This window comes from Micromonospora sp. CPCC 206171, assembly GCF_036906755.1.
GTDB classification, from domain to species: domain Bacteria; phylum Actinomycetota; class Actinomycetes; order Mycobacteriales; family Micromonosporaceae; genus Micromonospora; species Micromonospora purpureochromogenes.
The window spans coordinates 32717-55058 of sequence record NZ_JBAKHT010000018.1 but is presented as its reverse complement, the minus strand read 5'-3'; the positions used below and the strand labels follow the sequence as shown (position 1 = coordinate 55058).

Genomic DNA, 22342 nt, shown 5'->3' with positions numbered 1-22342 from the left:
CGGGCGTCAAGGCATGACGAGGCCGCCGTCGACCGGCACGGTCACTCCGGTCACGTACGACGAGGCGTCGCTGGCCAGCCAGATCAGCGTGGCGGCGAGCTCCTCGTGCTCGCCGAGCCGCCCGGCCGGGGCGAGCGCCTTGACCATCTCGAAGGTGCCCGGCTCGAGCTGGTCGCTCATCTCCGAGGCGAAGAAGCCGGGGGCGATGCAGTTGACCCGGATGCCCTTGCGGCCGGTCCACTGTGCCGCCAGGTCGCGGGTCAGGCCGATGACACCGGCCTTGCTGGCGGCGTACGCGGCCTGCGGGATGCCGCCCGGGCGCAGGCCGATGACGCTGGAGATGTTGACGATGGCGCCGCCGCCGGTGGCCGCCCGGGCGAACGCCTGGGCCATCCAGTAGCTGCCCATCAGGTTGACGTCGACCACCGAGCGGAACTGCTCCGGGGTCTCCCGGGAGGCGGGCACGGCGCTGCCGACCCCGGCGTTGTTGACGAGCACGTCGACCCGACCGAAGGCCTCGATGGCGGTGGCGACCAGCGCCTGGCAGTCCTCCGGCCGGCTGACGTCGGTGGCGCGGGCCGCGTACCGCCGGCCGGCGGCCTCGACCAGCGCGCCCGTCTCCGGCAGGCGCTCGACGCGGCGGGCGCCGAGCACGACGTCGGCACCGGCCTCGGCGAGCGCGCGGGCGAACGACACCCCCAGGCCGGAGGAGGCGCCGGTGACGACGGCGACCTTCCCGTCGAGGCGGAACCGGTCCATCACGCTCACCCTGGGGCTCCTCACGGTCACGGTGCTCTGGACGCCATACCGACCAGCCGGTATGTTCGGCGTCCGGCGACGGTAGCGAGCCGCCGACACAGCCGTCAATGGGGAGACAGCCATGGACTTCGAACCGAGCGCACGGTCCGCCGAGTACCTCAAGCGGCTCCAGGAGTTCATGGACGACCACGTCTACCCCGCCGAACCGGTCTACGCGGCCCAGCGTGCCGAGCTCACCGAGGCCGGCCGCCGCCACCACCTGCCCGCGGTCGTCGAGGAACTCAAGGCCGAGGCGCGCCGCCGGGGGCTGTGGAACCTGTTCCTGCCCGACATCTCCGGACTGACCAACCTGGAGTACGCCCCCCTCGCGGAGCTGACCGGCCGCTCCATCGAGCTCGCCCCGGAGGCCGTCAACTGCGCCGCCCCGGACACCGGCAACATGGAGATCCTGCACATGTTCGGCACGGACGAGCAGCAGGAGCGCTGGCTGCGCCCGCTGCTCGACGGCGAGATCCGGTCGGCCTTCGCGATGACCGAGCCGGATGTGGCCTCCAGCGACGCCACCAACGTCCGCACCCGCATCGAGCGCGACGGCGACTCGTACGTCATCAACGGCCGCAAGTGGTGGACCACCGGCATCGCCGACCCGCGCTGTGCCGTCATGATCGTGATGGGCAAGACCGACCCGTCGGCCGACACCCACCGGCAGCAGTCGATGATCCTGGTCCCGGTGGACACCCCCGGCGTCGAGGTGGTGCGCTCGCTGCCCGTCTTCGGCTACCACGACCAGCACGGCCACGGCGAGGTCGTCTTCACCGACGTCCGAGTCCCGGCGTCGCACCTGCTCGGCGAGGAGGGCGGCGGCTTCGCCCTCGCCCAGGCCCGGCTCGGCCCCGGCCGCATCCACCACTGCATGCGCGCCATCGGCCTGGCCGAGCGGGCGCTGAGCCTGCTGGTCCGCCGCGCCACCACCCGGGTCGCCTTCGGTCAGGAGCTGGCCCGCCAGGGCGTGGTGCAGCAGCAGATCGCCGAGTCGCGGATGGCGATCGAGCAGGCGCGGCTGCTCACCCTCAAGGCGGCCTGGATGATCGACCGGTACGGCGCCAAGGCCGCCCGCACCGAGATCGCCGCGATCAAGGTGATCGCGCCCCGGGTCGCGCTGGAGGTGCTCGACCGGGCCATCCAGGTGCACGGCGGGGCCGGCGTCTCCGACGACTTCCCGCTGGCGGCGATGTACGCGGGCGCCCGTACCCTGCGCATCGCCGACGGCCCCGACGAGGTGCACGTACGCGACGTGGCCCGCCGGGAGATCCGCCGCCAGCTGGAGTCGCGGTGACCGTGGCGATCGAGGCGGCCGTCAGCCCCGAGCGGCGGCGGGCGCCCCGCGGGTCGGCCCGGCAGAGCATCGTCGCGGCCGCCACCGAGCTGTTCGCCCGGCGCGGCTACGAGGCGACGAGCGTCCAGGAGATCGTGGCGGCGGCGGAGGTGACCAAGGGGGCGCTGTACCACTGGTTCGGGTCGAAGTCCGAGCTGCTGACCAGCATCTACCGGGAACTGCTCGCCGAGCAGACCCGGCGGCTGGCCGAGATCGCGGCCGGCGACGGGCCGGTCGGGGAGCGGCTGCGCGCCGCGGGCCTCGACGTGGTCGAGCACACCGCCGAACACCTGGCCGAGCTGACCGTCTGGGCCCGCTCGGCGCACCTGCTCGACGACGAGCACGCCGAGGCGACCCGCCGGGAGCGCCGGCGCTACCACGACCTGTTCCGCGACCTCGTGCACGAGGCCCAGTTGGCCGGCGTGGTCCGCACCGACGTCTCCGCCACCGTGGTCACCCACACGTTCCTCAGCGCCCTGGGCAACATCCACACCTGGTTCCACCCGGACGGGCCGCTGACCTTCACCGAGGTCGGCCACCAGCTCGTCGCGCTGTTCGTCGACGGCGTGCGCGCCCCGGCGGAGTCCGCGCGAACCGGGAACGCGGCGCGGGGCTGACGCCGGGCCAGGTCAGATGTTCGCCGAGTCGGCCGGCACGTCGGCCGGCAGCGACGGCGAACCCGCCGGCTGGTCGCCACCCGGGCAGGCCAACCCCAGCGTGTACGCGGTCATCGACAGCGACCCGTACGCGTACCCGTCCACCAGCACCTCGGGCCGGGTTCTGGTCGCACCGGCGATGCCGGCGAGATAGAGCAGCGGGATGAAGTGGTCCGGCGTCGGCACCGCCGACCCGAAGTCGCGGTGGGCGTCCAGCCGGGCCGCCTCGCTGGGCTCGTTTCGCATCACCTCGCGGGCCGCGTCGTCGAAGCGCCGCGCCCAGTCGAAGCCCTGGTCGACCCGCTGCGGATCCACCCCGCCCAGGTTGTGCACCACGTTGCCGCTGGCCACGATGAGCACCCCGCGCTCGCGCAGCGGCGCGAGCTGGGCGCCCAGCCCCAGGTGATAGTCCAGCCCCTTGAACGCGTTGATGCTCAGCTGCACCACCGGGATGTCCGCCGCCGGGAAGGCGTGGGTCAGCACCGACCAGGTGCCGTGGTCGATGCCCCACGAGTCCACGTCGGCGCCCACCCAGGTGGGATGCACCAGGTCACTGACCTCCTCGGCCAGCTCGGGCAGGCCCGGCGCCGGGTACTCGACGTCGAAGAGCTGCGGGGGGAAGCCGTAGAAGTCGTGGATCGTGCGCGGCCGGGGCATCGCGGTGACGGCCGTCGCGCCGATGTACCAGTGCGCCGAGATCACCAGGATCGCCCGGGGGCGCGGCACCGCCCGCCCGAACGCCCGCCAGGCCGAGGTGTACCGGTTGACCGCCAGGGCGTTCATCGGGTTGCCGTGGCCGAAGAAGGCGGCCGGCATCGTGCCGGGGCTGGTCTGACCACTCATGCCGCTCCCTCCGGTCGTGGTCCGAGGGTAATCCGGCGCGGTCGGCGTAGCGGCGGATCGGGCGCGGAACGCGCCGTCAGGCGACGAGGTAGGCCGACGGCACCGCGTCGGTCAGCCACACCCCGTTCGCGCTGCGGTAGAAGACGTGCCCGTCGCGGGTCATCGCCGCCGCGTCGACGGTGAGCACCACCACCGCCCCGCTGCGGCGGGCACCGACCCGCCGGGCCGTCGCCACGTCCGGCGAGAGGTGTACGTGGTGCCGCCCACCCCGGTGCAGGCCGGTGGCCCGGATCGAGTCGAGCGCGGCCGCGCCGGTGCCGTGGTAGAGGCGCTCCGGCGGCGCGGTGGGCGCCAACTGGAGGTCGACCGGGATGGAGTGCCCCTGGCTGGCCCGGATCCGGTCCACCCCGTCGGCGCCCCGCTCGACGGCGAAGCGCTGCTTGTCGTTACCGGCCACGACGGCGTCGAGGTCGGCGCGGTCGATCCGCAGGGCGGCGAGCAGGTCGTCCACGATGACCCAACCGGCCCGGTCCGGGGCCAGGCCGAACTTCCCGGGCTGGTGGCGCAGTGCCAGTGACATCCGCTTGCTCAGCCGCACCAGCGCCCGATCGTCCATCGCACCATTGTCGGCCACGGCCGGACGCGGTGGACGACGGGATACCGCCGGCCCCGGACGCGCCGGGGCGGGGCCCCACCACGGCGCCCGGGGCGAGGTCGCTGCCCGCTACGGGTCCCGCCGGCTGAACCGGGTCGCCGCCGGGCCGTCGAGCCGGCCGGACGGGAGCCGGCGCCCGCAGACCACCAGCAGCAGATCCTGGGCGAGCCCGCGCACGGGTGGACCCTCGCCGTGGCACCAGTCGAGGTCGGTCGCTTGGAGCTGGACGCCGGTCAGGTCGGTGCCGAAGAACGCCACGTTGCGTGGCGACATCCCGGTCAGCACCATGGCGATCCGGTCCGGCGGGACGCGGCGGTCCAGCCCGAGGCCGACGGTGATGTCCAGGCCGTGGATGACGTCGTGCGAGAGCGCCCCGCGCACGCCCCCGCCCGGCGGCGTCCACCGGTGCTCGACGTTGTCCCGCAGCGCCGCGAGCAACTGCGCGGGCGACAACGCGGCGGCGTCGCGGCGGGCCGTGCGGTCGGCCATCCGGTTGACGTTCCCGCGCGCCCTGGCCAACTCCATCACGGTCCGCCCGAGCGAGGTCCGGAACGGCATCGTGGTGTGTGCGACGACCTCCCGCACCCGCCACCCCTCGCACAGCGTCGGCGCGTCCCACCGGTCGGCGGGCAGCGCCGCCAGCAGGTCGACCAGTTCCGCCCGTTCCGCCACCACCGCGGCGCGGACTTCGTCGTCGGTCATCCGGATTCCTCCCGTCCAGTGCGGGGCACCCTTCGCCGGGGCCCTCACAGCTGATACGGGCCGGACCCGCGAAACTCATCGGTCGGTGGGCGTATGGTCGCCGGGTGCGGGAGGAAGCGGTCGCCGAGGACGTCCCGGTCGAGCTGCTGCGCACCGAGCTGACCGGCTTCTGCTACCGGATGCTCGGCTCCGGCTTCGAGGCCGAGGACGCCGTGCAGGAGACGTTGACCCGCATCTGGCGGGCCGCCGACCGCTACGACCCGGCCCGCGGGTCGCTGCGGACCTGGGCCTACCGGATCGCGACGAACGTCTGCCTGGACATGCTGCGCGGCGCGCAACGCCGGGCCCGGGCGATGGACCTCGGCCCGGCCGCCGAGGCCGGTGCGGCGCTCGGGGCCCCGGCGCCGGAGCACGTGTGGATCCAGCCGGTCCCGGACGACCGGGTGCTGCCCGGGTACGGCGACCCGGCGGAGCACGCGCTGCGGCGGGAGAGCATCCGGCTGGCGTTCGTGGCCGCCCTGCAACACCTGCCGCCCCGCCAGCGGGCCGTGCTGATCCTGCGCGACGTGCTCTGCTGGCGGGCCGACGAGGTGGCGCACCTGCTGGAGGCGAGCGTCGCGTCGGTGAACAGCGCGCTCCAGCGGGCCCGGTCCACCCTGCGCACGGTCGCCCCGGACCCCGGGGAGCGGGTCCGGCCCGCCGACGCGGCCCAGCGCGAGCTGCTGACCCGGTACTGCGCCGCGTTCGAACGCCACGACGTACCAGCCCTGGTGGCGCTGCTGCACGCCGACGCGACCATGTCGATGCCGCCGTTTCGCTGGTGGCTGCGCGGCCGGGACGCGATCGCGCAGGCGCTGTCCGATCCGGCGGCGTCGTGCGCGGGCGCGCGGCTGGTGCCCACCGCGGCGAACGGCGCGCCGGCGTACTGGCAGACCCGACCGGGGCCCGACGGCGTCCACCGGCCCTTCGGGCTGGTCATCCTGGACCTGACCGGCGACCGGGTGCGGGGCATCACCACCTACCTCGACGCGGACCGGCTGCTGCCGCTGTTCGGCCCGCCGGCCCGCTCGACCGGTCCGGCGCCGGCAGCCTGACGCCCCGGGCCCGGCCCGGGAACTGGCGGGGTCACGTGGAGCGGACGGACGGTGCGAGTCGGGTACCGGCCGCGTAACCGGCATATCCGATGAGATACTGCCACGCCTGGTCGCGCGTGCTCACCGCCGGCACCCCCGACACGACGTGGCTCATCGCCTCCACCGGCGGTCGTGCCTTGTCATGCGGCCGACTTCGCCTCGTCGGGTAGTTCGACGCTCTGCTGCCCGACCGCTGCGGCGGCCCGGCGGACCGCGAGGGTCTCCCGGATCCGCCGCCGGGCCGATCGACATTGTTGCTCATCGCGGTAGCTGCGACGAACTGGCCCGAAAATCATGTCCGACTCCTGATCGACACGGGGCGCGGTGGGCATCTGGATGTGCGGAACGGTACGGAAGCCACGGGTCCGGCGGTACGGAGATCCCGCTCGCAGGACTGCCGGAGCCCAGCCCACGTCGACCCTCGGCTTTACTTGCTTGACGAAGCAAAATTAGCCGTAGGTTGGCTGATCGACCAAGCATTACCCGTATGGCTACGGTCACAGAGCGTGGCGTCCGGATGGTGTGGGGCCGGGGCGGCAGTGCCACTCCGGCCCCACGACGAGCCGTGCCTACCGTACGGTCAGCGGCACCTCGATCTTGTCGATGTCCGGTGAGTAGACCGGCGTCGTGCTGTCGATCTCGATCGTGTTGGCGCCGGCACGCAACTGCATCGCTACGGTCAGGGTAGCCGGGATGTCCCAACCACCGCTGGGCGGGAAGGCCAGGGTGACGGCATTCTGGCCGTTGGCCGAGACGGTCGCCGAGCGCGGGTCGTTCGTGGTGTAGCGGATGTTCACCTGGTAGGTGCCCGTCTTCGGCACGGTGACGCCGTTGATGCGCAGGGCGCCGCCGTTGTAGAGGTTGCCGACCTTCGCGCCGCCGGAGCAGTTGGCGCAGCCGCCGACCGAGGCGCCCCGCACGAGGGTGTTCGTGCTGGCCTCCGCCTCGTAGCTGGCCACCTTGGGGGCAACACCCGTCGGGGTGACCTTGAACAGCCGGGAACCGTGCGACGGTAGGGTCGCCGAGATCGCGCCGTTGTGCACGCCCAGTTCTTCGCTCCGCCACACGTCACGGACGGTGGCGGTGCCGCCGAAGCCGAAGCTGCTCCAGTTGGCGGTGACCTGGGCCGGGAGGCTGCCCATGTTGAACAGCGCGACGGTGTACGAGTTGTCGGCGTTCTTCATTCCCCAGACCTGCGCGGGGCCGGTCGGGGTAACCGGCCGGGCCGGGATGCCCTGCTGGTCGATCGCGATCACCTCGCGGTTGGTGAGCAGGGAGAGGCCGTACGCGTCGAGCTTGGTGAGGTCGTCCCCGATGTAGAGCGGGGCCGCCGAGATGGCCCACAGCGTCATGTAGCTCTGCCGCTCGTCCTCGGTGAGGCCGTCCATCTCGCCGTTGCCGACATTGAGGGAGTCGAGGTTGTTCCAGCCGCCGGGGCCAGCCCAGGGCGTCCAGCCGGGTACGTTGTCCCACCGGACCTTCACGGAGTTGTTCCAGGTCACCAGCGTGTCGCAGTAGCACTCCACGTCGGTGTCGATCCGCCAGCCGTTGGAGTACCGCTTCCAGTCGGCGGCGTGGTTGCGATCGAGCGACCAGGACAGGAGAAACTCGATCGGGCGTCCGGTCCTGGCGATGGCCGCATGCCAGGCGGCGACGTCCGCGACGTTGTTGTAGTTGTCGCCGCTGCGGAACGAGCCCGGCCCGACGCCGTCGAACTTGAGGAAGTCATAGCCCCAGTCGGCGATCAGCTGTGCCTGCGAGTCGACATACTTCTGCGCGCAGGGCTTCGAGAAATCGATCTTGTACGCCCCGTCCCAGCCGTTGGTCGTCCGCAGGTCCGGGTAGACGATGTCGGCGGTGGTGCAGCCGGGAGCGTTCCAGATCGGCACCGTGCCGCCGCCATACAGGGGCTTGTTCAGCCCGACGGTGAGGTAGATGCCGGCTTTGAGGCCCTTGGCGTGGACGGCGTCGGCGACGTACTTCATGCCGTGCGGGAACCGTTCGGGCGAGGCGATCTCGCGCCCGTACCCGTCGGAGTTGATCTCCCATTGGTAGTTGGTGGACCAGCCGGCGTCGATGTTGACGTACTCGTAGCCGTAGGGCTTGAGCTTCGTGGCGAGCACGTCGGCCTGCTGGAGGACGTTGGCCTCGTTCAGCCAGCTCGCGGGGCCGTTCGGGTTGACCCCCGGGTATTTGGTGGCCTGCAGGCTCCAACTGCTCCACCCCAGGTAGGGGCGGGCCGCGACGCCCTGCTCCGCCGCCTCGGCGGCCGCCTTCTGCGCGGCCGCCCGGTCGGCGGGCGACGGGTCCTTCGTGGTGGCGCCGGCCCCCGCGCTGTTCGGCGCTGGGCTCGGCTTCGGACCGGGTGCGGCGGCCCGCGTCTTCGCGCCGGGTGCGGCAGCCTGCGCCGGGATCGCGCCCGCGCCGATGGCCACCGCGAGGGTGGCGGCGAGCGCCACGCCGGTGCGGACCCGGCTCTCGCGCCGGATGGGCGGTTCGACTCGCTGCGCGGTGGTGCGTAACGGTGACTTCACAGTCACACCTCCTGGTTGTGGGGGGCCGAGGGTGGTGCCTGTTGCGATATGGCCGGCCGGGGGCCGGATTGACGCCGATGGTTCAGGGAACGACGAGCGACTGGATGCTCACGGCAGCCGCTCCGCGCGCCCACTCCTCGAAGGGCAGCGGGCGGATGGAGAGCGGGCACTGGGCGGCGGCACCGAACGCCTGGCGCTCGAAGCCGGTGCGGATGTGCGCCTCGAACAGGTCGTAGGCGGCCAGCCCCTCGCCGGACACGACGATCCGGGCGGGGCCGACCAGGTTCGCCACGGCCGCGATGCCGGAGCCGATGGCGCTGCCGGCACGGGCGAAGACGGCACCGACCCGCTCGTCACCGGCGCGGGCCAGGGCCACCGCGGCGTCAATGGTGAGTTCGGGCCGACCGGTGCGTTCCCGGGCCTGCCGGACGATGGCCTGGGTGCCGGCGATGGCCTCCACGCAGCCGCGACCACCGCAGTGGCAACTGGGGCCGTTGGCGTCGACGGCGAGGTGACCGATCTCGCCGGCGACGCCGTGCGAGCCGGAGACCAGCCGGCCGTGGACGACCAGGCCGCAGCCGATGCCCGTGCCAACGGTGACGAGGGCGAAGGACTCGGCGCCCACCCCCTCGCCGAACCAGTGCTCCGCGGCGGTGAGCGCCTTCACGTCGTTCTCCACCGTGGCGGCGAGCCCGGTGATCCGGGCCGCGCGTTGGCCGAGCGGGACGTTGCGCCACCGCAGGAACGGCGAGTACCGGACCAGCCCGGTGGTGCGATCCACGTCGCCGGAGATGGCGAGTCCCAGCCGGCGGGTGCGGACCCGGTAGTCGCCGGGGCCGTCGAGCAGCCCGTCGACGAGCTGGCCGAGGTCGGTGAGGACGGCCTCGACGTCGGGGGCGGTCAGCGGCCGGCGGGCCGTGGCCCGTACCGTCGCACGGAGGTCGCAGACGACGCCGATGAGTTCATCGGCGGTGATCTTCACCCCGACGAAGAACTCGCGGTCCGCGCGTACGGCCAGTGGACTGGCCGGGCGTCCGGCGCCCGGACCGGTGCGTTCGGTCGCGGCCAGCTCATGCAGGTAACCCGTGTCGATGAGCGGGCGCGCGGCCTTGGTGACGGCGGCGGAGGACAGCCCGAGCCGGCGCGCGAGACTGACCCGGCTCAATGGACCTTCGGTCAGTACGGCGGTGAACACCGCCGTTGCCGCCGGGGCGACGGCGAGCGAGGCCACGCCGCTCTCGGGAAACATAGCCGAAACCTAGGTTCATTAATTAACTTCGTCAAGTATTGATTTCGGTTCAGCACGAGTCCTACGCTCAGCCAGCCCGTCACGCGCGCTCACCGGGGACGACACCGTGCGGCACGTCCATTCCGGAGCCGCGCCGGGCTGACCAGGGCGGTGCAGGTTGCCGAGCGGACGTACCGGCAGCGAGCAGCAAGAAAGGCAATCCCCGTGGCCCTGTTCGACCTGCCCCTCGCCGAGCTGCGCGCCTACCGCCCGCAACGCGCCGAGCCGGACGACTTCGCGGCGTTCTGGCACGCCACGCTCTCCGCAGCGGCCGAGCACGACCTGGCGACGGAGTTCACCCCGTACGACGCCCTGCTACCCCGGGTGGCCATCCACGACGTACGGTTCAGCGGCTCCGGCGGGCAGCGGGTAGCCGGCTGGTTCCTCACCCCGGCGGACGTGGCCGGGCCACTGCCGTGCGTCGTGCAGTTCATCGGCTACGGCGCCGGCCGGGGCCGGCCCCACGAGTGGCTGCTGTGGCCGGCGGCCGGGTACGCGGTGTTCGTCATGGACTCCCGCGGCCAGGGCGACGGCGACACCGTGGATCTGCCGGGCAGCGACTCGCCGCAGCACGGCGGCGTGCTGACCCGCGGCGTGCTGGACCCCGAGCAGTACTACTACCGCCGGTTGTTCACCGACGCGGTGCGGGCGGTGGACGCGGCGGCCAGCCATCCGGAGGTGGACGACAGCCGGATCATCGTCGCCGGTGCCAGCCAGGGCGGCGGGATCGCGCAGGCGGTGGCCGGCCTGCACTCCCGGATACGAGGCGCGCTCATCGACCTGCCGTTCCTGACCCACGTCCGGCGGGCCACCGAGATCACCGACACGCACCCGTACCAGGAGCTGGCCGACTTCTGCGCGACGAACCGCGACCGGATCGAGCAGGTCTTCCATACGCTGAGCTACTTCGACGGCGTGCACTTCGCGGCGCGGGCCACCGCACCGGCGCTCTACTCGGTCGCGCTGATGGACGACGTATGTCCACCGTCCACGGTGTTCGCCGCGTACAACCACTACGCCGGCCCGAAGGAGCTGCAGATCTGGCCGTACAACGGGCACGAGGGCGGGGCGACGTTCCAGCCACCGATCCAACTGCGCTGGCTGCGCGACCTGTTGGCGGCCTGAGCCCTCGATCGCCGGCGCCGGCCGCTCAGCTGTGCCGTGCCGGGAGCCGCAGACCGGCCATGCCGCCGTCGACGGCGAGAGAGGTCCCGGTGACAGCTCCTGCGGCGGGTGAGGCGAGGTACACCACTGCCGCCGCGACCTCCGCGGCGCTGACCAGGCGGCCGGTCGGCTGACGCGCGGCGAGCAGCCGCCGCTCCGCGGCCGGGTCGTCGGCGCCGGCGAGCAGCCGGGTGACCCAGGGGGTGTCCACCGTGCCGGGCGCCACGCCGTTCACCCGTACGCCGTCGCCGATCAGATCTGCGGCCATGGCCAGGGTGAGGGCGTGCACGGCGCCCTTGGACGCGGAGTACAGCGCCCGGCGGGGTAGGCCGGCGGTCGCCGCGATGGAGGACACGTTGACGATGGCCGCCGCCGGTGACCGGCGAAGGTGGGGCAGCGCGACTGCGCTGGTGCGGGCCACACCGGCGACGTTCACGTCCAGCACGCGGGCCCACTGGGCGTCGTCGTTGTCCTCGACGGCGCCGACCGCCGAGATGCCGGCGTTGTTGACGAGGATGTCCAGCCGGCCGAAGGCGTCCACTGCGGCGGCGATGCCGGCCGCCAGGGAGGCGCGGTCCGCCACGTCGGCCCGCACGGCGCGGACCGCCGGTCCGGACGGCGCACCTGACGGGTCCAGGTCCAGCACGACCACCCGGGCCCTCGCGGCGAGCAGCGCATCGGTGCAGGCGCGGCCGATCCCCGAACCACCCCCGGTCACCACGGCGACCAGTCCGTCACATGTCATGAACGTCTCCTTCTCATCTGAGCAGTCGTCGGAGCCGCTGCACCGCCGCGGTGAGGCGGTCACGGTCCAGCCGGTCGAGGTGGTGGTCCGGCAGGGTGTCCGCGCCGGGCGGTCGGACCGCCGGCCGGCCAGTGGCGAGGTCGATCAGGCCCACGCGGGTCCGTCCGGGTAGGCGTACCGGGCGAGGCTGTCGGCGTGCATCTCGGCGGAGAAGCCGGGTGCGGTCGGCGCGTGGTAGTGGCCGGCGCGCACCACCACCGGGGTGCGGAAGTGCTCGTGCAGGTGACCGACGTGCTCGATGACCCGGTCGTCGGTGCTGCCGGAGACGGCCACGAAGTCGAACATCGAGAGGTGCTGCACCAGTTCACACAGGCCGACTCCCCCGGCGTGCGGGCAGACCGGTACGCCGTACTTCGCGGCCAGCAGCAGGATCGCCACGTTCTCGTTCACCCCGCCCACCCGGGCGGCGTCGATCTGCACCACGTCCACCGCCCCGGCCTGGAGCAGTTGCTTGAACACCACCCGGTTCTGCACGTGCTCGCCGGTGGCCACCCGGATGGCCCCGCCCGACGGCGCGGCGGTGGCGAGCGCGGCCCGGATCGCGGCGTGCCCGAGCACGTCGTCGGGGCTCGTGGGCTCCTCGATCCACCAGGGGTCGTAGGGCGCCAGGTCGCGCATCCACGCGATCGCGTCGGGCACGTCCCATCGCTGGTTGGCGTCCACGGCGATGCGGATGTCCGGCCCGACCGCCGCCCGGGCCGCCCGGAGCCGTCGGAGGTCGTCGGCCCGGTCGGCGCCCACCTTGAGCTTGATCTGGGTGAACCCGTCGGCGACGGCCTGCTTGGCCAGCCGTACCACCTTGTCGTCGTCGTAGCCGAGCCAGCCCGGCGAGGTGGTGTACGCGGGGTAGCCGCGCTCGGTCAGGACCGCCGCGCGGCCGGCTCGGCCCGGTTCGGCGGCGCGCAGCATCCGCAGGGCCTCCGCCGGGGTCAGGGCGTCGGTCAGATACCGCCAGTCGACCAGGTCGACGATCTGCTCGGGGCTGAGCTCGGCCAGGTACCGCCAGACGGGCTTGCCGGCCCGCTTGGCGACCAGGTCCCACATGGCGTTGATGACCGCGCCGGCGGCGAGGTGCACCACTCCCTTCTCGGGGCCCAGCCAGCGCAACTGCGAGTCGTGGGTGAGGGAGCGGGCGAACGCGCCCAGGTCGACGGTGTCCGGGTCCAGGCCCACCACGAACGGGACGAGGGCGTCGATCGCCGTCCGGCAGATGTCGTTGCCGCGGCCGATGGTGAAGGTGAAGCCGTGGCCGTCCGGGCCGTCGTCGGTGCGCAGCACCAGGTACGCCGCCGAGTAGTCGGGATCGGGGTTCATCGCGTCGGATCCGTGGAGCTCCCGTGAGGTGGGGAACCGGACGTCGTACGTGTCGACGCGGGTGATCCGGGCCATCAGGCGCTCCTCATCGTGCTGCGCTGCCGGCCCAGACCGCCGATCTCGACCTCCATGACATCCCCGGGCGACAGGTACGGGAACCGGCCGGACAGTGCCACCCCCTGCGGCGTTCCGGTGTTGATCACGTCCCCCGGGTCGAGCACGGTGTACTGGGACAGGTGCCAGACCAGGTACGCGATGTCGAAGATCATGTCTTTGGTGGTGGAGTCCTGGCGGGGCTCGCCGTTGACCCAGGAACGCAGGCGCAACGCCTGCGGGTCGGGCACCTCGTCGGTGGTGACCAGCCAGGGTCCGAGCGGCTGGAAGGTCTCGCACGACTTGCCCTTGGACCACTGCCCGCCCGAGGCGGTGAGCTGGAAGTCGCGTTCGGAGACGTCGTTGGAGAGCACGTAACCGGCGACGTGGGCCAGCGCCTCGTCGGGCGAGGACAGGTAGCGGGCCCGACGGCCGATCACCACGGCCAGTTCGACCTCCCAGTCGGTCTTCGTCGACCCCCGTGGAATCAGCACGTCGTCGTACGGGCCGACCACCGTGTTGGGGGCCTTGTAGAACACGATCGGCAGCTCGGGTGGCACCGAGCCGGATTCCGCGGCGTGGGCCGCGTAGTTCTGTCCGACGCAGAGGATCGCGCCGGGGCGAGCGATCGGGGGGCCGATCCGCTGGCCGGTGACGTCGATCTCCGGAAGGTCGGTGGCTTCGCGGGCCCGCCGCAGTCCGTCGCCGGCGAGAAAGGTCGCGTCGATGTCGGCCGTCAGCGGCGACAGGTCGACGTAATGACCGTCGTCGTACCGTACGGGCCGTTCCTGACCCACCGGCCCGACGCGCATGAGTCTCACGAACCAACCTCCAGTGCGTAGGTGCGAATCGCGGTGCCGGCCCTGACCGCCGACCGCTCGCGCGGCGACAGCTCCGCCAGGCAGGCGTCGAGCGCCGCCAGGGCACCCGCGTACGTGGTGACCAGCTCGCACACCGGCCAGTCGGAGCCGAGCATCAGCCGCTCGGGGCCGAAGAGCTCCAGCGCGGTGTCGACGTAGGGCCGGATGGTGTCCGGGCCGGACCCGGGCCCGGTCTCGGTGAGCAGGCCGGACAGCTTGGCGGCGACGTTGTGGCAGGCGGCCAGCGGGGCGATGGCCGCCCGCCAGCGGGCGTGGGCGCCCGCGGCGATCGGTGGCTTGCCGAGGTGGTCCAGGACGAAGGTGGTGCCCGGGGTGGCCCTGGCCGCCTCGGCGCAGGCCGGCAGTTGTCCGGTGTGGACGATGAGGTCGACGGTCAGTCCGGCGGCGCCGACGGCGGCGAGGGCGGCCCGGACGTCGCGGCGGGCCAGATGGTCCGGGTCGGTGACCGCCTGCACCTGGTCGCGGACGCCGACGAGTTTTGCGCCGCCCGGCAGGGCGCGGTAGCCGGTCAGGGTGGCGGTGAGGTCGGGGTCGGTCAGGGACGCCCAACCGACGACGCCGGCGATCCGCGGCGTGCCGGCGGCGAGGGCCAGGAACTCGGCGGTCTCGGCGCTGTCGCAGCGGCCCGCCTCGACCAGGACGGTCGCCGTCACGCCCGCCTCGGCCAGGCTGGGCGTCAGGTCGCCGAGGGTGTAGTCGCGGCGCAGCGGCTCCAGCCCGGGTGCCGCGAGCCAGGGGTAGTCGGCGGTCCACACATGGTGGTGGGCATCGACGATCACGGTGTCGGCACCTCCTCTGCCAGCAGTCCCTCGGCCTTCAGGTCGGCCCACAGCGCACCCGGGACGTCCCACTGGAACATCGCGACGTTGTCGGCGACCTGCCCCGGGTCGCGGGCGCCGATCACGACGCTGGTGACGGCCGGGTGTCCGAGCGGGAACTGGATGGCCGCGGCCCGCAGCGGCACCCCGTGCCGGTCGCACACCGCCCGGATGGCGGCGGCCCGGTCCAGGACGGTGTCGTCGGCCGGGGCGTAGTCGTAGTGAGCGCCCGGGCGCGGGTCGGCCAGGAGACCGGAGTTGTAGACGCCCGCGGCGAGGACGCCGACGCCCCGCCGCGCGCACAGCGGCAGCAGCTCCGCCAGGCCGGACTGGTCGAGAAGCGTGTACCGACCGGCGAGCATGACGCAGTCGAAGTCGCCATCCCGGACCAGCGTGACGAGGCCAGCAGCCTGATTCATGCCGGCGCTGACCGCACCGATCTCACCGGCGGCGCGCAGCTCGGCGAGAGCCGGGTAGGCGCCGGTCATCGCCTCGGCGAGGTGGTCGTCCGGGTCGTGGAGGTGCGCGATGTCGATCCGGCCGAGTCCCAGCCGTTCCAGGCTCTCGGCGTGGGAGCGGCGGACCCCGGCGGCGGAGAAGTCGAAGACCGGGGCGAGGTCGGTCGACTCGGCCCAGAACTCCTGCCGGTCGCGGCCGTCGGGCACGAGCAGGCGACCGACCTTGGTGGAGAGGGTGAACTCGTCGCGCGGTCGGCCGGCGAGCACCGCCCCGGCCCGGCGCTCCGACAGCCCGCACCCGTACAGCGGGGCGGTGTCGAAGTAGCGCAGTCCGAGGTCCCAGGCCGCCTCCACGGTGGCCCGGGCGACGTCGTCGCCGACGGCGGTGAACAGCCCGCCGATCGGCGCCAGCCCGAGCCCCAACCGGGTCACCGTCAGGCCGGTGCGCCCCAGGGGAACCTTCTCGGTTGCCTTCACGCGCCGACCTCCCCGCGATGCTATTTCCTATAGGATATTGCTCGGATAGTGTGTCTACTCTGTCCGAACCGAGCCAGTCAAGGGGGCGCGAGGAAGCGATGACGCACCAGACCGGAGGCCGCATCCGCCCCGCCCGGCGGCTCACCCTCTCCGAGGACGTCTACGAGGCTGTCAAGGGGCTGATCATGGACCACACGCTGCCTCCGGGCGAGCGGGTGACCATCGACGTGCTCGCCCGGCAGCTCGACGTCTCCCCCACCCCCGTCCGGGAGGCCCTGGCCCGCCTCGAGTCCGACGGGCTGGTCCGCAAGCGGCCGCTGTCCGGATACACCACGACCCCGCTGTTGAGCAGGGCCGAGTTCGACGATCTGTTCGACATGCGCATCCTGCTCGAGGGCGCGGCGGCCGGCCGCGCGGCGGTGCACGCGGCCGCCGCGGACCGCGAGCGGATCGGCACGGAGGCCGGGGCGACGGTCGGCGTGGAGGCGGGCGAGGACTACCGCCGCCACGCCGCCTTCACCGCCCTCGACGCACGGTTCCACGACCTCGTCGCGGAGGCTGCCGGCAGTCCCCTGCTGCGCGACGCGATCACCCGCCTGCACGCGCACCTGCATCTGCACCGCCTCTACTTCCCCGCCGCGACCGCGTCGGAGACGGCCGCCGAGCACCAGCGCATCGCCGCCGCCATCGCCGCTGGCGACCCCGAGGGCGCCACCGAGGCGATGCGGGCCCACCTGACCTCGGCCCGCGAGCGCCACCTGCCCGCGTTCCACCGGCTGCCGGCGTCGGGCGCTGGCAGCGCGCCCTGACCACCCCCCGAACGTCCCGAGGACCCGCCGTGCGCATCGCCCTCTTCATCACCTGCGTCAACGACCTCGCCTATCCGCAGACCGGCATCGCGGTCACCCGCATCCTGCGGCGGCTCGGTCACACCGTCGAGTTCCCCGTCACGCAGACCTGCTGCGGTCAGCTGCACGCCAACACCGGGTACCGCGACGAGGCGGTGCCGATGGTCCGCGGCTTCGCCGACACCTTCGACGGCTACGACGCCGTCGTCGCGCCGTCCGCCTCGTGCACCGCCATGATCCGCGAGCAGTACCCACGCCTGCACCCGGCCGCGGCCTCCGTCGCCGGCCGCACCTACGAACTGTCCGAGCTGCTGGTGGACGTCCTCGGCGTCACCGATGTCGGCGCCGCGTTCGCACAGCCGGTCACCTACCATCCGACCTGCCACGGCCTGCGGATGCTGCGGCTGGGCGACAAACCGCTCACCCTGTTGCGCCACGTCCGGCAGATCCGCCTCGTCGAGCTCGACGACGCCACCGAATGCTGCGGCTTCGGCGGCACCTTCGCGCTGAAGAACGCTGCGGTGTCCACCGCGATGCTGGCCGACAAGTGCGCCCGGGTACGCGAGACGGGTGCGGCGGTGCTCGCGGCGGCGGACAACTCGTGCCTGGCCCACATCGGCGGCGGCCTGGAGCGCGCCCGCTCCGGCGTCCGGGCGATGCACTACGCCGAGATCCTCGCCATGACGGGAGACGACGCGTGAGCCACCACGCCGCCCCCGCCGGAGTTCCGGCCACCGGCGGGGGCCGCATCCGCACCCCGCTGCCGTTCCCGACAGCCGCCCGAAGCGCGGTCGCCGACGACCAGCTGCGCGCCAACCTGCACCGGGCCACCCGCACGATCCGCGGCAAACGGGCCCGCGTCGTCGACGAGGTCCCGGACTGGGCGGCGTTGCGCGACGCCGGGGCGGCGATCAAGGCGGATGTCCAGCGGCGGCTGCCCGAGCTGCTGGAACGGTTCGAGGCGGCGGCCACGGCCGCCGGCGCCCGGGTGCACTGGGCCCGGGACGCGGCCGAGGCGTGCCGGATCGTGGTCGAGTTGACCCGCGCGGCGGGCGCCGACGAGGTGGTGAAGGTCAAGTCCATGGCCACCCAGGAGATCGAGCTCAACGACGCCCTGGCGGCGGCCGGCATCGCCGCCCACGAGACCGACCTCGCCGAGCTGATCGTGCAGCTCGGCGACGACACCCCCTCGCACATCCTGGTGCCCGCGATCCACTACAACCGGGAGCAGATCCGGGACATCTTCCGCCGCCGGATGGCCGACGCCCCTGCCGACCTCGGCGCGGAGCCGCGGGAGCTGGCCGAAGCGGCCCGCCAGCACCTGCGGCGCCGGTTCCTGGAGGCGAAGGTCGCGGTGTCCGGGGCGAACTTCGCGGTCGCCGACACGGGCACGCTGGTGGTGGTGGAGTCCGAAGGCAACGGGCGGATGTGCCTCACCCTGCCGCAGACCCTGATCAGCGTCGTCGGGGTGGAGAAGCTGGTGCCGAGCTTCGCCGACCTGGAGGTCTTCCTGCAACTGCTTCCGCGCTCCTCGACCGGGGAGCGGATGAACCCCTACACGTCGATGTGGACGGGGGTCACGCCGGGCGACGGCCCGCAGGAGGTGCACGTGGTGCTCGTCGACAACGGACGTTCGGCGGTGCTGGCGGATCCGGTCGGCCGGTCGGCGCTGTCCTGCATCCGCTGCTCCGCCTGCCTCAACGTCTGCCCGGTCTACGAGCGGGCCGGTGGGCACGCGTACGGGTCGGTGTATCCGGGGCCGATCGGGGCGATCCTCTCGCCGCAGTTGACCGGGGTCGCCGACAACGCCTCGCTGCCGTACGCGTCCACGCTCTGCGGCGCCTGCGCCGACGTCTGCCCAGTCAAGATCGACATACCGGAGATCCTCGTCCACCTGCGCCAACAGGCACCGCACGCGGCGGCGGAACGGACGGCGATGCGTACCCTGTCGTGGATCATGCGCAGCCCACGACGGTGGGCCCTCGCCTTGCGGGTTGCCCGCCGCGCCGCCGGCCCCCTGGGCAGCTGGCGGCAGCGGCGAGCCGGGGCCCGCACCCTGCGCAGGCTGCCGTGGCCGGCGTCGGCCTGGACGCGGTCGCGCGACGCACCGCTGCCCGCGCCGCAGACCTTCCGGGAATGGTGGGAGAAACAGTGAACGCCCGAAACGAGATCCTCGCCCGCCTGCGGGCAGCGCTGGTCGACGCGCCGGCGCCGGTCGACGTGCCGCGCCACTATCGCCGCGTCGCCGAGTCCGTCGATCTGATCGAGCTGTTCGTCGACCGGCTGGTGGACTATCGCGCGGTGGTCCACCACGGTCTCGATGCCCTTCCGCGTGTGCTGGCCGGCGTCGACCGACTCGCGGTGCCCGACGACATCCCCGGGCACTGGCTGACCGGCTTCGCCGGGCAGGTCCGCCGGGACACACCCCCGCTGTCGCCGGCCGAGCTCGACGGTGTGGAGGCCGTGCTGACCGGCTGCGCGGTGGCGGTGGCCGACACCGGCACCATCGTGCTGGACGCCGGTTCCACCCAGGGGCGCCGGATGCTGACGCTCGTCCCCGACCGGCACATCTGTGTGGTCCGAACCGGCCAGATCGTGGGCCTGGTGCCCGAGGCCGTCGCCCGGCTCGACCCACGCGCACCGCAGACCTGGATCTCCGGCCCGTCGGCGACCAGCGACATCGAGCTGAACCGGGTAGAGGGGGTGCACGGGCCCCGCCGACTGGATGTCGTCCTGGTCCCCGACGACGCCGCCACCGCAACCGGCCGCTGACGACGGCGGCGGCGCCGGACCGACCGATCGGGACCGGCCGCGCTTCAGATCCGGTTCTCCACCAGCCGACGGACAGCCGAGGCTGCGGCGCCGCGTGCCCAGTCCTCGAAGGTGTGCGGGCGCGTGAGGATCCGGCAGCGGCCCGCCGCGCCGAAGGCGTGCTCGGCGAAGGCGGCACGCAGGTGCGCCTCGAAGAGGTCGAAGTCGCTCACCGCCTCGCCACCGATGATGACGAGTTCGGGCCCGGCGAGGTTGACCAGTGTCGCGATCGCGGTGCCGATCACGGTCGCTGCCTGCTCGAACGTCCGCACGGCGACGGGGTCACCGCGGTGCGCCAGGTCGAGGACCTCGTCGATCGACAGTTCCCTGCCGTGTCCGCGCGAGACCTCGGCGACGATGGCGGGGGTGCCGGCGACCGCCTCGACGCAGCCGCGGCGGCCGCAGGGGCAGATCCGGTCAGGTGAGGTCAGCGGGAGGTGTCCGATTTCGCCCGCGACGCCGTAGGCGCCTTCGACGACCTCGCCGTTGACGTGCAGTCCGCTGCCGATGCCGCGACCGATCGTGACGATCGCGAACGAGGCGGTGCCGACGCCCACGCCGAACCAGTGCTCGCCGATCGTGAGGGCCCGGACGTCGTTCTCGACCAGGACGTCGCGGTCGAGGCGACCGGTGAGGATCTTCGCGAGGGGCACATCGGTCCAGCCCATGATCGCGGACTCGCGGACGACGCCGCTGTGCGCGTCGACGTCGCCGGAGACGGTGACCGCGACGGCGCAGATGCGTTCGGCTCGCCCGCCGAGCGTGTCCACGAGTGTGGTCGTGGTCGCCTCGATGGCGTCGACCACGACGTCGAGCTCGGTGGAGTGCAGCGGGCGCCGGTCGCTGGCGAGGACGCTCGTCGTCAGATCGGTCGCGACGCCGACGATCTCGTCGGCATTGACCTTGATGCCGATGAGGACCAGCGCGTCGGCAACGACCATGAGGGGGTTCGCCGGCCGCCCCGGCTGCCCGTCGCGCTGGGACTCGAGCTGGTCGGAGACGAGCCCCGCCCCGATGAGTGGTGCGACCGCCTTCGTGACCGCCGCCTGCGAGAGTCCGGCGAGCCGGGCGATGTCGATGCGGCTGATCGGGCCCCGCGTGAGGATGCTCCTGAAGACCTCGGCCGCCGCCGCCGACGCCCCTCGGAGCAGCGAGACCGCGGCGTCTGCGTCGTTCATTCCGGGATTCCTCTTGGTTGGACGCCGGTCAGGGCGTGGTAGCGCGTCGTCCGGGCACCATCGTAGTCAGCGAGCGGGGCGGAGCCGGCATGCGCCGACTCCGCCCCGGCATCGGTGTCACCCGGCGAGGATCTTCTCCGTCTTCGTGGCCATCTCCGGGAACACATCCTTGTCACGTTCGCCGCTGAAGTACGCCTCGAACATCGGCTGGATCGTGTCGGAGAGCTCCTGGCCGTTGGCCGTCGGCGGCGCCGGGTACAGCTCGCCGTTGTTCAGTGCGGCGACGAAGCCGGACAGGTCGAGCCCCTGCGCCTTCTGGGCGTCGACCGCGACCTGGAGCGACTTGGCGATCGACGGCAGGAACGTCGCGTCCGCGCCGGCGGCCGACTGGCAGGCCTCCGAGCCCATGTACGTGACCCACTTCCAGGTCGCGTCGAGGTTCTTCGTGCCGGCGTAGATGTTGTTGGCGTTCGAGTTGCTGATCATCGAGCGGCCCTTGGGGCCCTTGACCGTCGGCGCGATGCCCACCTTGGCGCCCGGGATCTTCGTGATCGAGGTGGCGTCCCACGTGCCGCCCTGCACCATCGCGACCGACCCCGAGCCGATCTGCTGGCTGCCCGCGACCGTCAGCTGCCCGAACTTGGGCATCAGGCCCCGCTCGCCGAGACCGCGCACGTACTCCAGAGTCTTGACGAAGTCGGGGTTGTCGTACGGGAACCGGGTCGGCCAGGCCGGCTTGTCACCGAGCCGCCAGCCGAGGGTCGACACGAACGGGTTCCACGAGGTCTGCCCGTTGAAGTCAGCGGCGGCGAGGCTGCCGATGCCGTAGGTGGCCACCTTGGTCTTGTCGAATCCGGGCTGGTCGCCGCGGACGCCGTTCTTGTCGACGGTGAGGCGCGCGACGACGTCGTCGAAGGTGCCGCCGTCGTCTGGGTTCCACGTCATGCCCATGATGTCGGCGTCGGTGAGGCCCGCCGCGGCGACCTTGTCCTTGTTGAAGTAGATCGCGGCGGCCGCCCAGTCCAGCGGGATGCCGTACTGCTTGCCGTCGGTGTACTTCCACGAGTCGACTCCGATGTCGAAGACCGACAGGTCGTACCCGGTCTTCTTGATCTGGTCGTCGAGGGCCAGGATCTGCTTCTGCCCGGCGTAGGCGCCCAGCAGGGGGACGCTGTTCTGGAACGCGTCGGGCGCCGCGCCCGAGACGAATCCGGCCGTGAGCTTCGTGAAGTAGTCCTCCACGCCGTACTGGGAGATCTTGACGGTGATGCCGGGGTTGGCCTGCTGGAAGCCGGGCAGGCACTTCTGGTACGAGGCGGCCTGCCGCTCGTCCCAGGTCCACCAGTTGACCGTGCCGCCGCTGCTGCTGCCGGAGTCTTCGCCGGTCGAGCAGGCGGTGAGTGTGACGGTCATGGCGACGAGCGCCAGCACCGCCGCGATCCGCTTCGGTTTCACGAGTTCCTCACTATGGGTGGCGGGGCGCCGTCACTGACGCCCGGTTGGGTGGGTGTGGGTGTGGTGGGTCTGCGGCGCCGGCGCGTTCGTGCGCC

General features: G+C 72.6%; 22 protein-coding genes. 8 read left to right on the top strand and 14 right to left on the bottom strand.

What is annotated here, in order from left to right; genetic code table 11:
- Positions 1-6 precede the first annotated feature (6 nt).
- The gene (locus V6U89_RS20400) at positions 7-759 is read right to left on the bottom strand and encodes an SDR family NAD(P)-dependent oxidoreductase (protein WP_334573013.1); all 753 of its coding nucleotides are present in this window, start codon (positions 757-759) and stop codon (positions 7-9) included.
- Positions 760-880: 121 nt separating this feature from the next.
- Between V6U89_RS20400 and V6U89_RS20395 the strand changes: the two genes are divergently transcribed.
- Positions 881-2095 carry an acyl-CoA dehydrogenase family protein gene (locus tag V6U89_RS20395; protein ID WP_334572945.1) on the top strand — a complete coding sequence of 405 codons (1215 nt, stop codon included), beginning with the start codon at positions 881-883 and terminating at the stop codon, positions 2093-2095.
- Positions 2092-2751, top strand: coding sequence for a TetR/AcrR family transcriptional regulator (locus V6U89_RS20390; protein WP_334572944.1), 660 nt, complete (start codon positions 2092-2094; stop codon positions 2749-2751). Before V6U89_RS20395 ends, V6U89_RS20390 begins: the two co-directional genes overlap by 4 nt.
- A gap of 12 nt (positions 2752-2763) precedes the next feature.
- On the opposite strand, the gene ygiD is transcribed toward V6U89_RS20390, so the two are convergent.
- From ygiD to V6U89_RS20375, 3 genes are all read right to left on the bottom strand, one after another.
- Positions 2764-3633, bottom strand: coding sequence for a 4,5-DOPA dioxygenase extradiol (ygiD, locus tag V6U89_RS20385; RefSeq protein WP_334572943.1), 870 nt, complete (start codon positions 3631-3633; stop codon positions 2764-2766).
- A 76-nt stretch (positions 3634-3709) separates the two neighbouring features.
- Positions 3710-4249 (bottom strand): RNA 2'-phosphotransferase, encoded by a 540-nt coding sequence (locus tag V6U89_RS20380; RefSeq protein ID WP_334572942.1) that lies wholly within the window; start codon positions 4247-4249, stop codon positions 3710-3712.
- 108 nt (positions 4250-4357) lie between these two features.
- Positions 4358-4990 carry a maleylpyruvate isomerase family mycothiol-dependent enzyme gene (locus V6U89_RS20375; RefSeq protein WP_334572940.1) on the bottom strand — a complete coding sequence of 211 codons (633 nt, stop codon included), beginning with the start codon at positions 4988-4990 and terminating at the stop codon, positions 4358-4360.
- Between the two features lie 104 nt (positions 4991-5094).
- Between V6U89_RS20375 and V6U89_RS20370 the strand changes: the two genes are divergently transcribed.
- Positions 5095-6084, top strand: coding sequence for a sigma-70 family RNA polymerase sigma factor (locus tag V6U89_RS20370; protein ID WP_334572939.1), 990 nt, complete (start codon positions 5095-5097; stop codon positions 6082-6084).
- 608 nt (positions 6085-6692) lie between these two features.
- Here V6U89_RS20370 and V6U89_RS20365 read toward each other — a convergent pair.
- Together V6U89_RS20365 and V6U89_RS20360 are read right to left on the bottom strand one after the other, a co-directional pair.
- Complete coding sequence (locus V6U89_RS20365; RefSeq protein ID WP_334572938.1) at positions 6693-8657, bottom strand: alpha-galactosidase D; 1965 nt, start codon at positions 8655-8657, stop codon at positions 6693-6695.
- Positions 8658-8739: 82 nt separating this feature from the next.
- Positions 8740-9906: an ROK family transcriptional regulator gene (locus V6U89_RS20360; RefSeq protein ID WP_334572937.1), complete on the bottom strand. Its 1167-nt coding sequence runs from the start codon at positions 9904-9906 to the stop codon at positions 8740-8742.
- Between the two features lie 204 nt (positions 9907-10110).
- Here V6U89_RS20360 and V6U89_RS20355 point away from each other — a divergent pair, with 204 nt between their 5' ends.
- Positions 10111-11070, top strand: coding sequence for an acetylxylan esterase (locus V6U89_RS20355; protein ID WP_334572936.1), 960 nt, complete (start codon positions 10111-10113; stop codon positions 11068-11070).
- Between the two features lie 25 nt (positions 11071-11095).
- Here the strand turns inward: V6U89_RS20355 and V6U89_RS20350 are convergent, their stop codons facing one another.
- Genes V6U89_RS20350 through V6U89_RS20325 form a run of 6 tightly spaced genes read right to left on the bottom strand, consistent with a single transcriptional unit; the run spans position 11096 to position 15955 of the window.
- Positions 11096-11854: an SDR family NAD(P)-dependent oxidoreductase gene (locus V6U89_RS20350; protein WP_334572935.1), complete on the bottom strand. Its 759-nt coding sequence runs from the start codon at positions 11852-11854 to the stop codon at positions 11096-11098.
- Between the two features lie 13 nt (positions 11855-11867).
- On the bottom strand, positions 11868-12008 hold the full coding sequence (locus tag V6U89_RS20345) for a hypothetical protein (RefSeq protein WP_334572934.1): 141 nt from the start codon (positions 12006-12008) through the stop codon (positions 11868-11870).
- Positions 11999-13303 carry an enolase C-terminal domain-like protein gene (locus V6U89_RS20340; RefSeq protein WP_334572933.1) on the bottom strand — a complete coding sequence of 435 codons (1305 nt, stop codon included), beginning with the start codon at positions 13301-13303 and terminating at the stop codon, positions 11999-12001. The genes V6U89_RS20345 and V6U89_RS20340 overlap by 10 nt, the downstream gene beginning before the upstream one ends.
- Complete coding sequence (locus tag V6U89_RS20335) at positions 13303-14142, bottom strand: fumarylacetoacetate hydrolase family protein (RefSeq protein ID WP_334572932.1); 840 nt, start codon at positions 14140-14142, stop codon at positions 13303-13305. The genes V6U89_RS20340 and V6U89_RS20335 overlap by 1 nt, the downstream gene beginning before the upstream one ends.
- Positions 14139-14981 (bottom strand): amidohydrolase family protein, encoded by an 843-nt coding sequence (locus V6U89_RS20330; protein WP_334572931.1) that lies wholly within the window; start codon positions 14979-14981, stop codon positions 14139-14141. The genes V6U89_RS20335 and V6U89_RS20330 overlap by 4 nt, the downstream gene beginning before the upstream one ends.
- The gene (locus tag V6U89_RS20325) at positions 14978-15955 is read right to left on the bottom strand and encodes an aldo/keto reductase (RefSeq protein ID WP_334572930.1); all 978 of its coding nucleotides are present in this window, start codon (positions 15953-15955) and stop codon (positions 14978-14980) included. The genes V6U89_RS20330 and V6U89_RS20325 overlap by 4 nt, the downstream gene beginning before the upstream one ends.
- Positions 15956-16053: 98 nt before the next feature.
- Between V6U89_RS20325 and V6U89_RS20320 the strand changes: the two genes are divergently transcribed.
- Genes V6U89_RS20320 through V6U89_RS20305 form a run of 4 tightly spaced genes read left to right on the top strand, consistent with a single transcriptional unit; the run spans position 16054 to position 19575 of the window.
- Entirely contained in the window at positions 16054-16764 is a 711-nt protein-coding gene (locus V6U89_RS20320) for a GntR family transcriptional regulator (RefSeq protein ID WP_334572929.1), read from the top strand.
- Between the two features lie 29 nt (positions 16765-16793).
- Positions 16794-17504, top strand: coding sequence for a (Fe-S)-binding protein (locus V6U89_RS20315; RefSeq protein ID WP_334572928.1), 711 nt, complete (start codon positions 16794-16796; stop codon positions 17502-17504).
- Positions 17501-18958 carry a LutB/LldF family L-lactate oxidation iron-sulfur protein gene (locus V6U89_RS20310; RefSeq protein ID WP_334572927.1) on the top strand — a complete coding sequence of 486 codons (1458 nt, stop codon included), beginning with the start codon at positions 17501-17503 and terminating at the stop codon, positions 18956-18958. Before V6U89_RS20315 ends, V6U89_RS20310 begins: the two co-directional genes overlap by 4 nt.
- A complete protein-coding gene (locus V6U89_RS20305; protein ID WP_334572926.1) occupies positions 18955-19575 on the top strand; it encodes a LutC/YkgG family protein in 621 nt (206 codons plus the stop codon). Before V6U89_RS20310 ends, V6U89_RS20305 begins: the two co-directional genes overlap by 4 nt.
- A gap of 44 nt (positions 19576-19619) precedes the next feature.
- Here V6U89_RS20305 and V6U89_RS20300 read toward each other — a convergent pair whose 3' ends face one another.
- Positions 19620-20792, bottom strand: a complete 1173-nt coding sequence (locus V6U89_RS20300; RefSeq protein WP_334572924.1) for an ROK family transcriptional regulator — start codon at positions 20790-20792, stop codon at positions 19620-19622.
- 117 nt (positions 20793-20909) lie between these two features.
- On the bottom strand, positions 20910-22247 hold the full coding sequence (locus V6U89_RS20295; protein WP_334572923.1) for an ABC transporter substrate-binding protein: 1338 nt from the start codon (positions 22245-22247) through the stop codon (positions 20910-20912).
- Positions 22248-22342: the final 95 nt, after the last annotated feature.

Coding starts and splice junctions, on each gene's coding strand:
- V6U89_RS20400 (WP_334573013.1), bottom strand. CDS start 759: ATGGACCGGTTCCGCCTCGACGGGAAGGTCGCCGTCGTCACCGGCGCC.
- V6U89_RS20395 (WP_334572945.1), top strand. CDS start 881: ATGGACTTCGAACCGAGCGCACGGTCCGCCGAGTACCTCAAGCGGCTC.
- ygiD (WP_334572943.1), bottom strand. CDS start 3,633: ATGAGTGGTCAGACCAGCCCCGGCACGATGCCGGCCGCCTTCTTCGGC.
- V6U89_RS20380 (WP_334572942.1), bottom strand. CDS start 4,249: ATGGACGATCGGGCGCTGGTGCGGCTGAGCAAGCGGATGTCACTGGCA.
- V6U89_RS20375 (WP_334572940.1), bottom strand. CDS start 4,990: ATGACCGACGACGAAGTCCGCGCCGCGGTGGTGGCGGAACGGGCGGAA.
- V6U89_RS20360 (WP_334572937.1), bottom strand. CDS start 9,906: ATGTTTCCCGAGAGCGGCGTGGCCTCGCTCGCCGTCGCCCCGGCGGCA.
- V6U89_RS20350 (WP_334572935.1), bottom strand. CDS start 11,854: ATGACATGTGACGGACTGGTCGCCGTGGTGACCGGGGGTGGTTCGGGG.
- V6U89_RS20340 (WP_334572933.1), bottom strand. CDS start 13,303: ATGGCCCGGATCACCCGCGTCGACACGTACGACGTCCGGTTCCCCACC.
- V6U89_RS20320 (WP_334572929.1), top strand. CDS start 16,054: ATGACGCACCAGACCGGAGGCCGCATCCGCCCCGCCCGGCGGCTCACC.
- V6U89_RS20300 (WP_334572924.1), bottom strand. CDS start 20,792: ATGAACGACGCAGACGCCGCGGTCTCGCTGCTCCGAGGGGCGTCGGCG.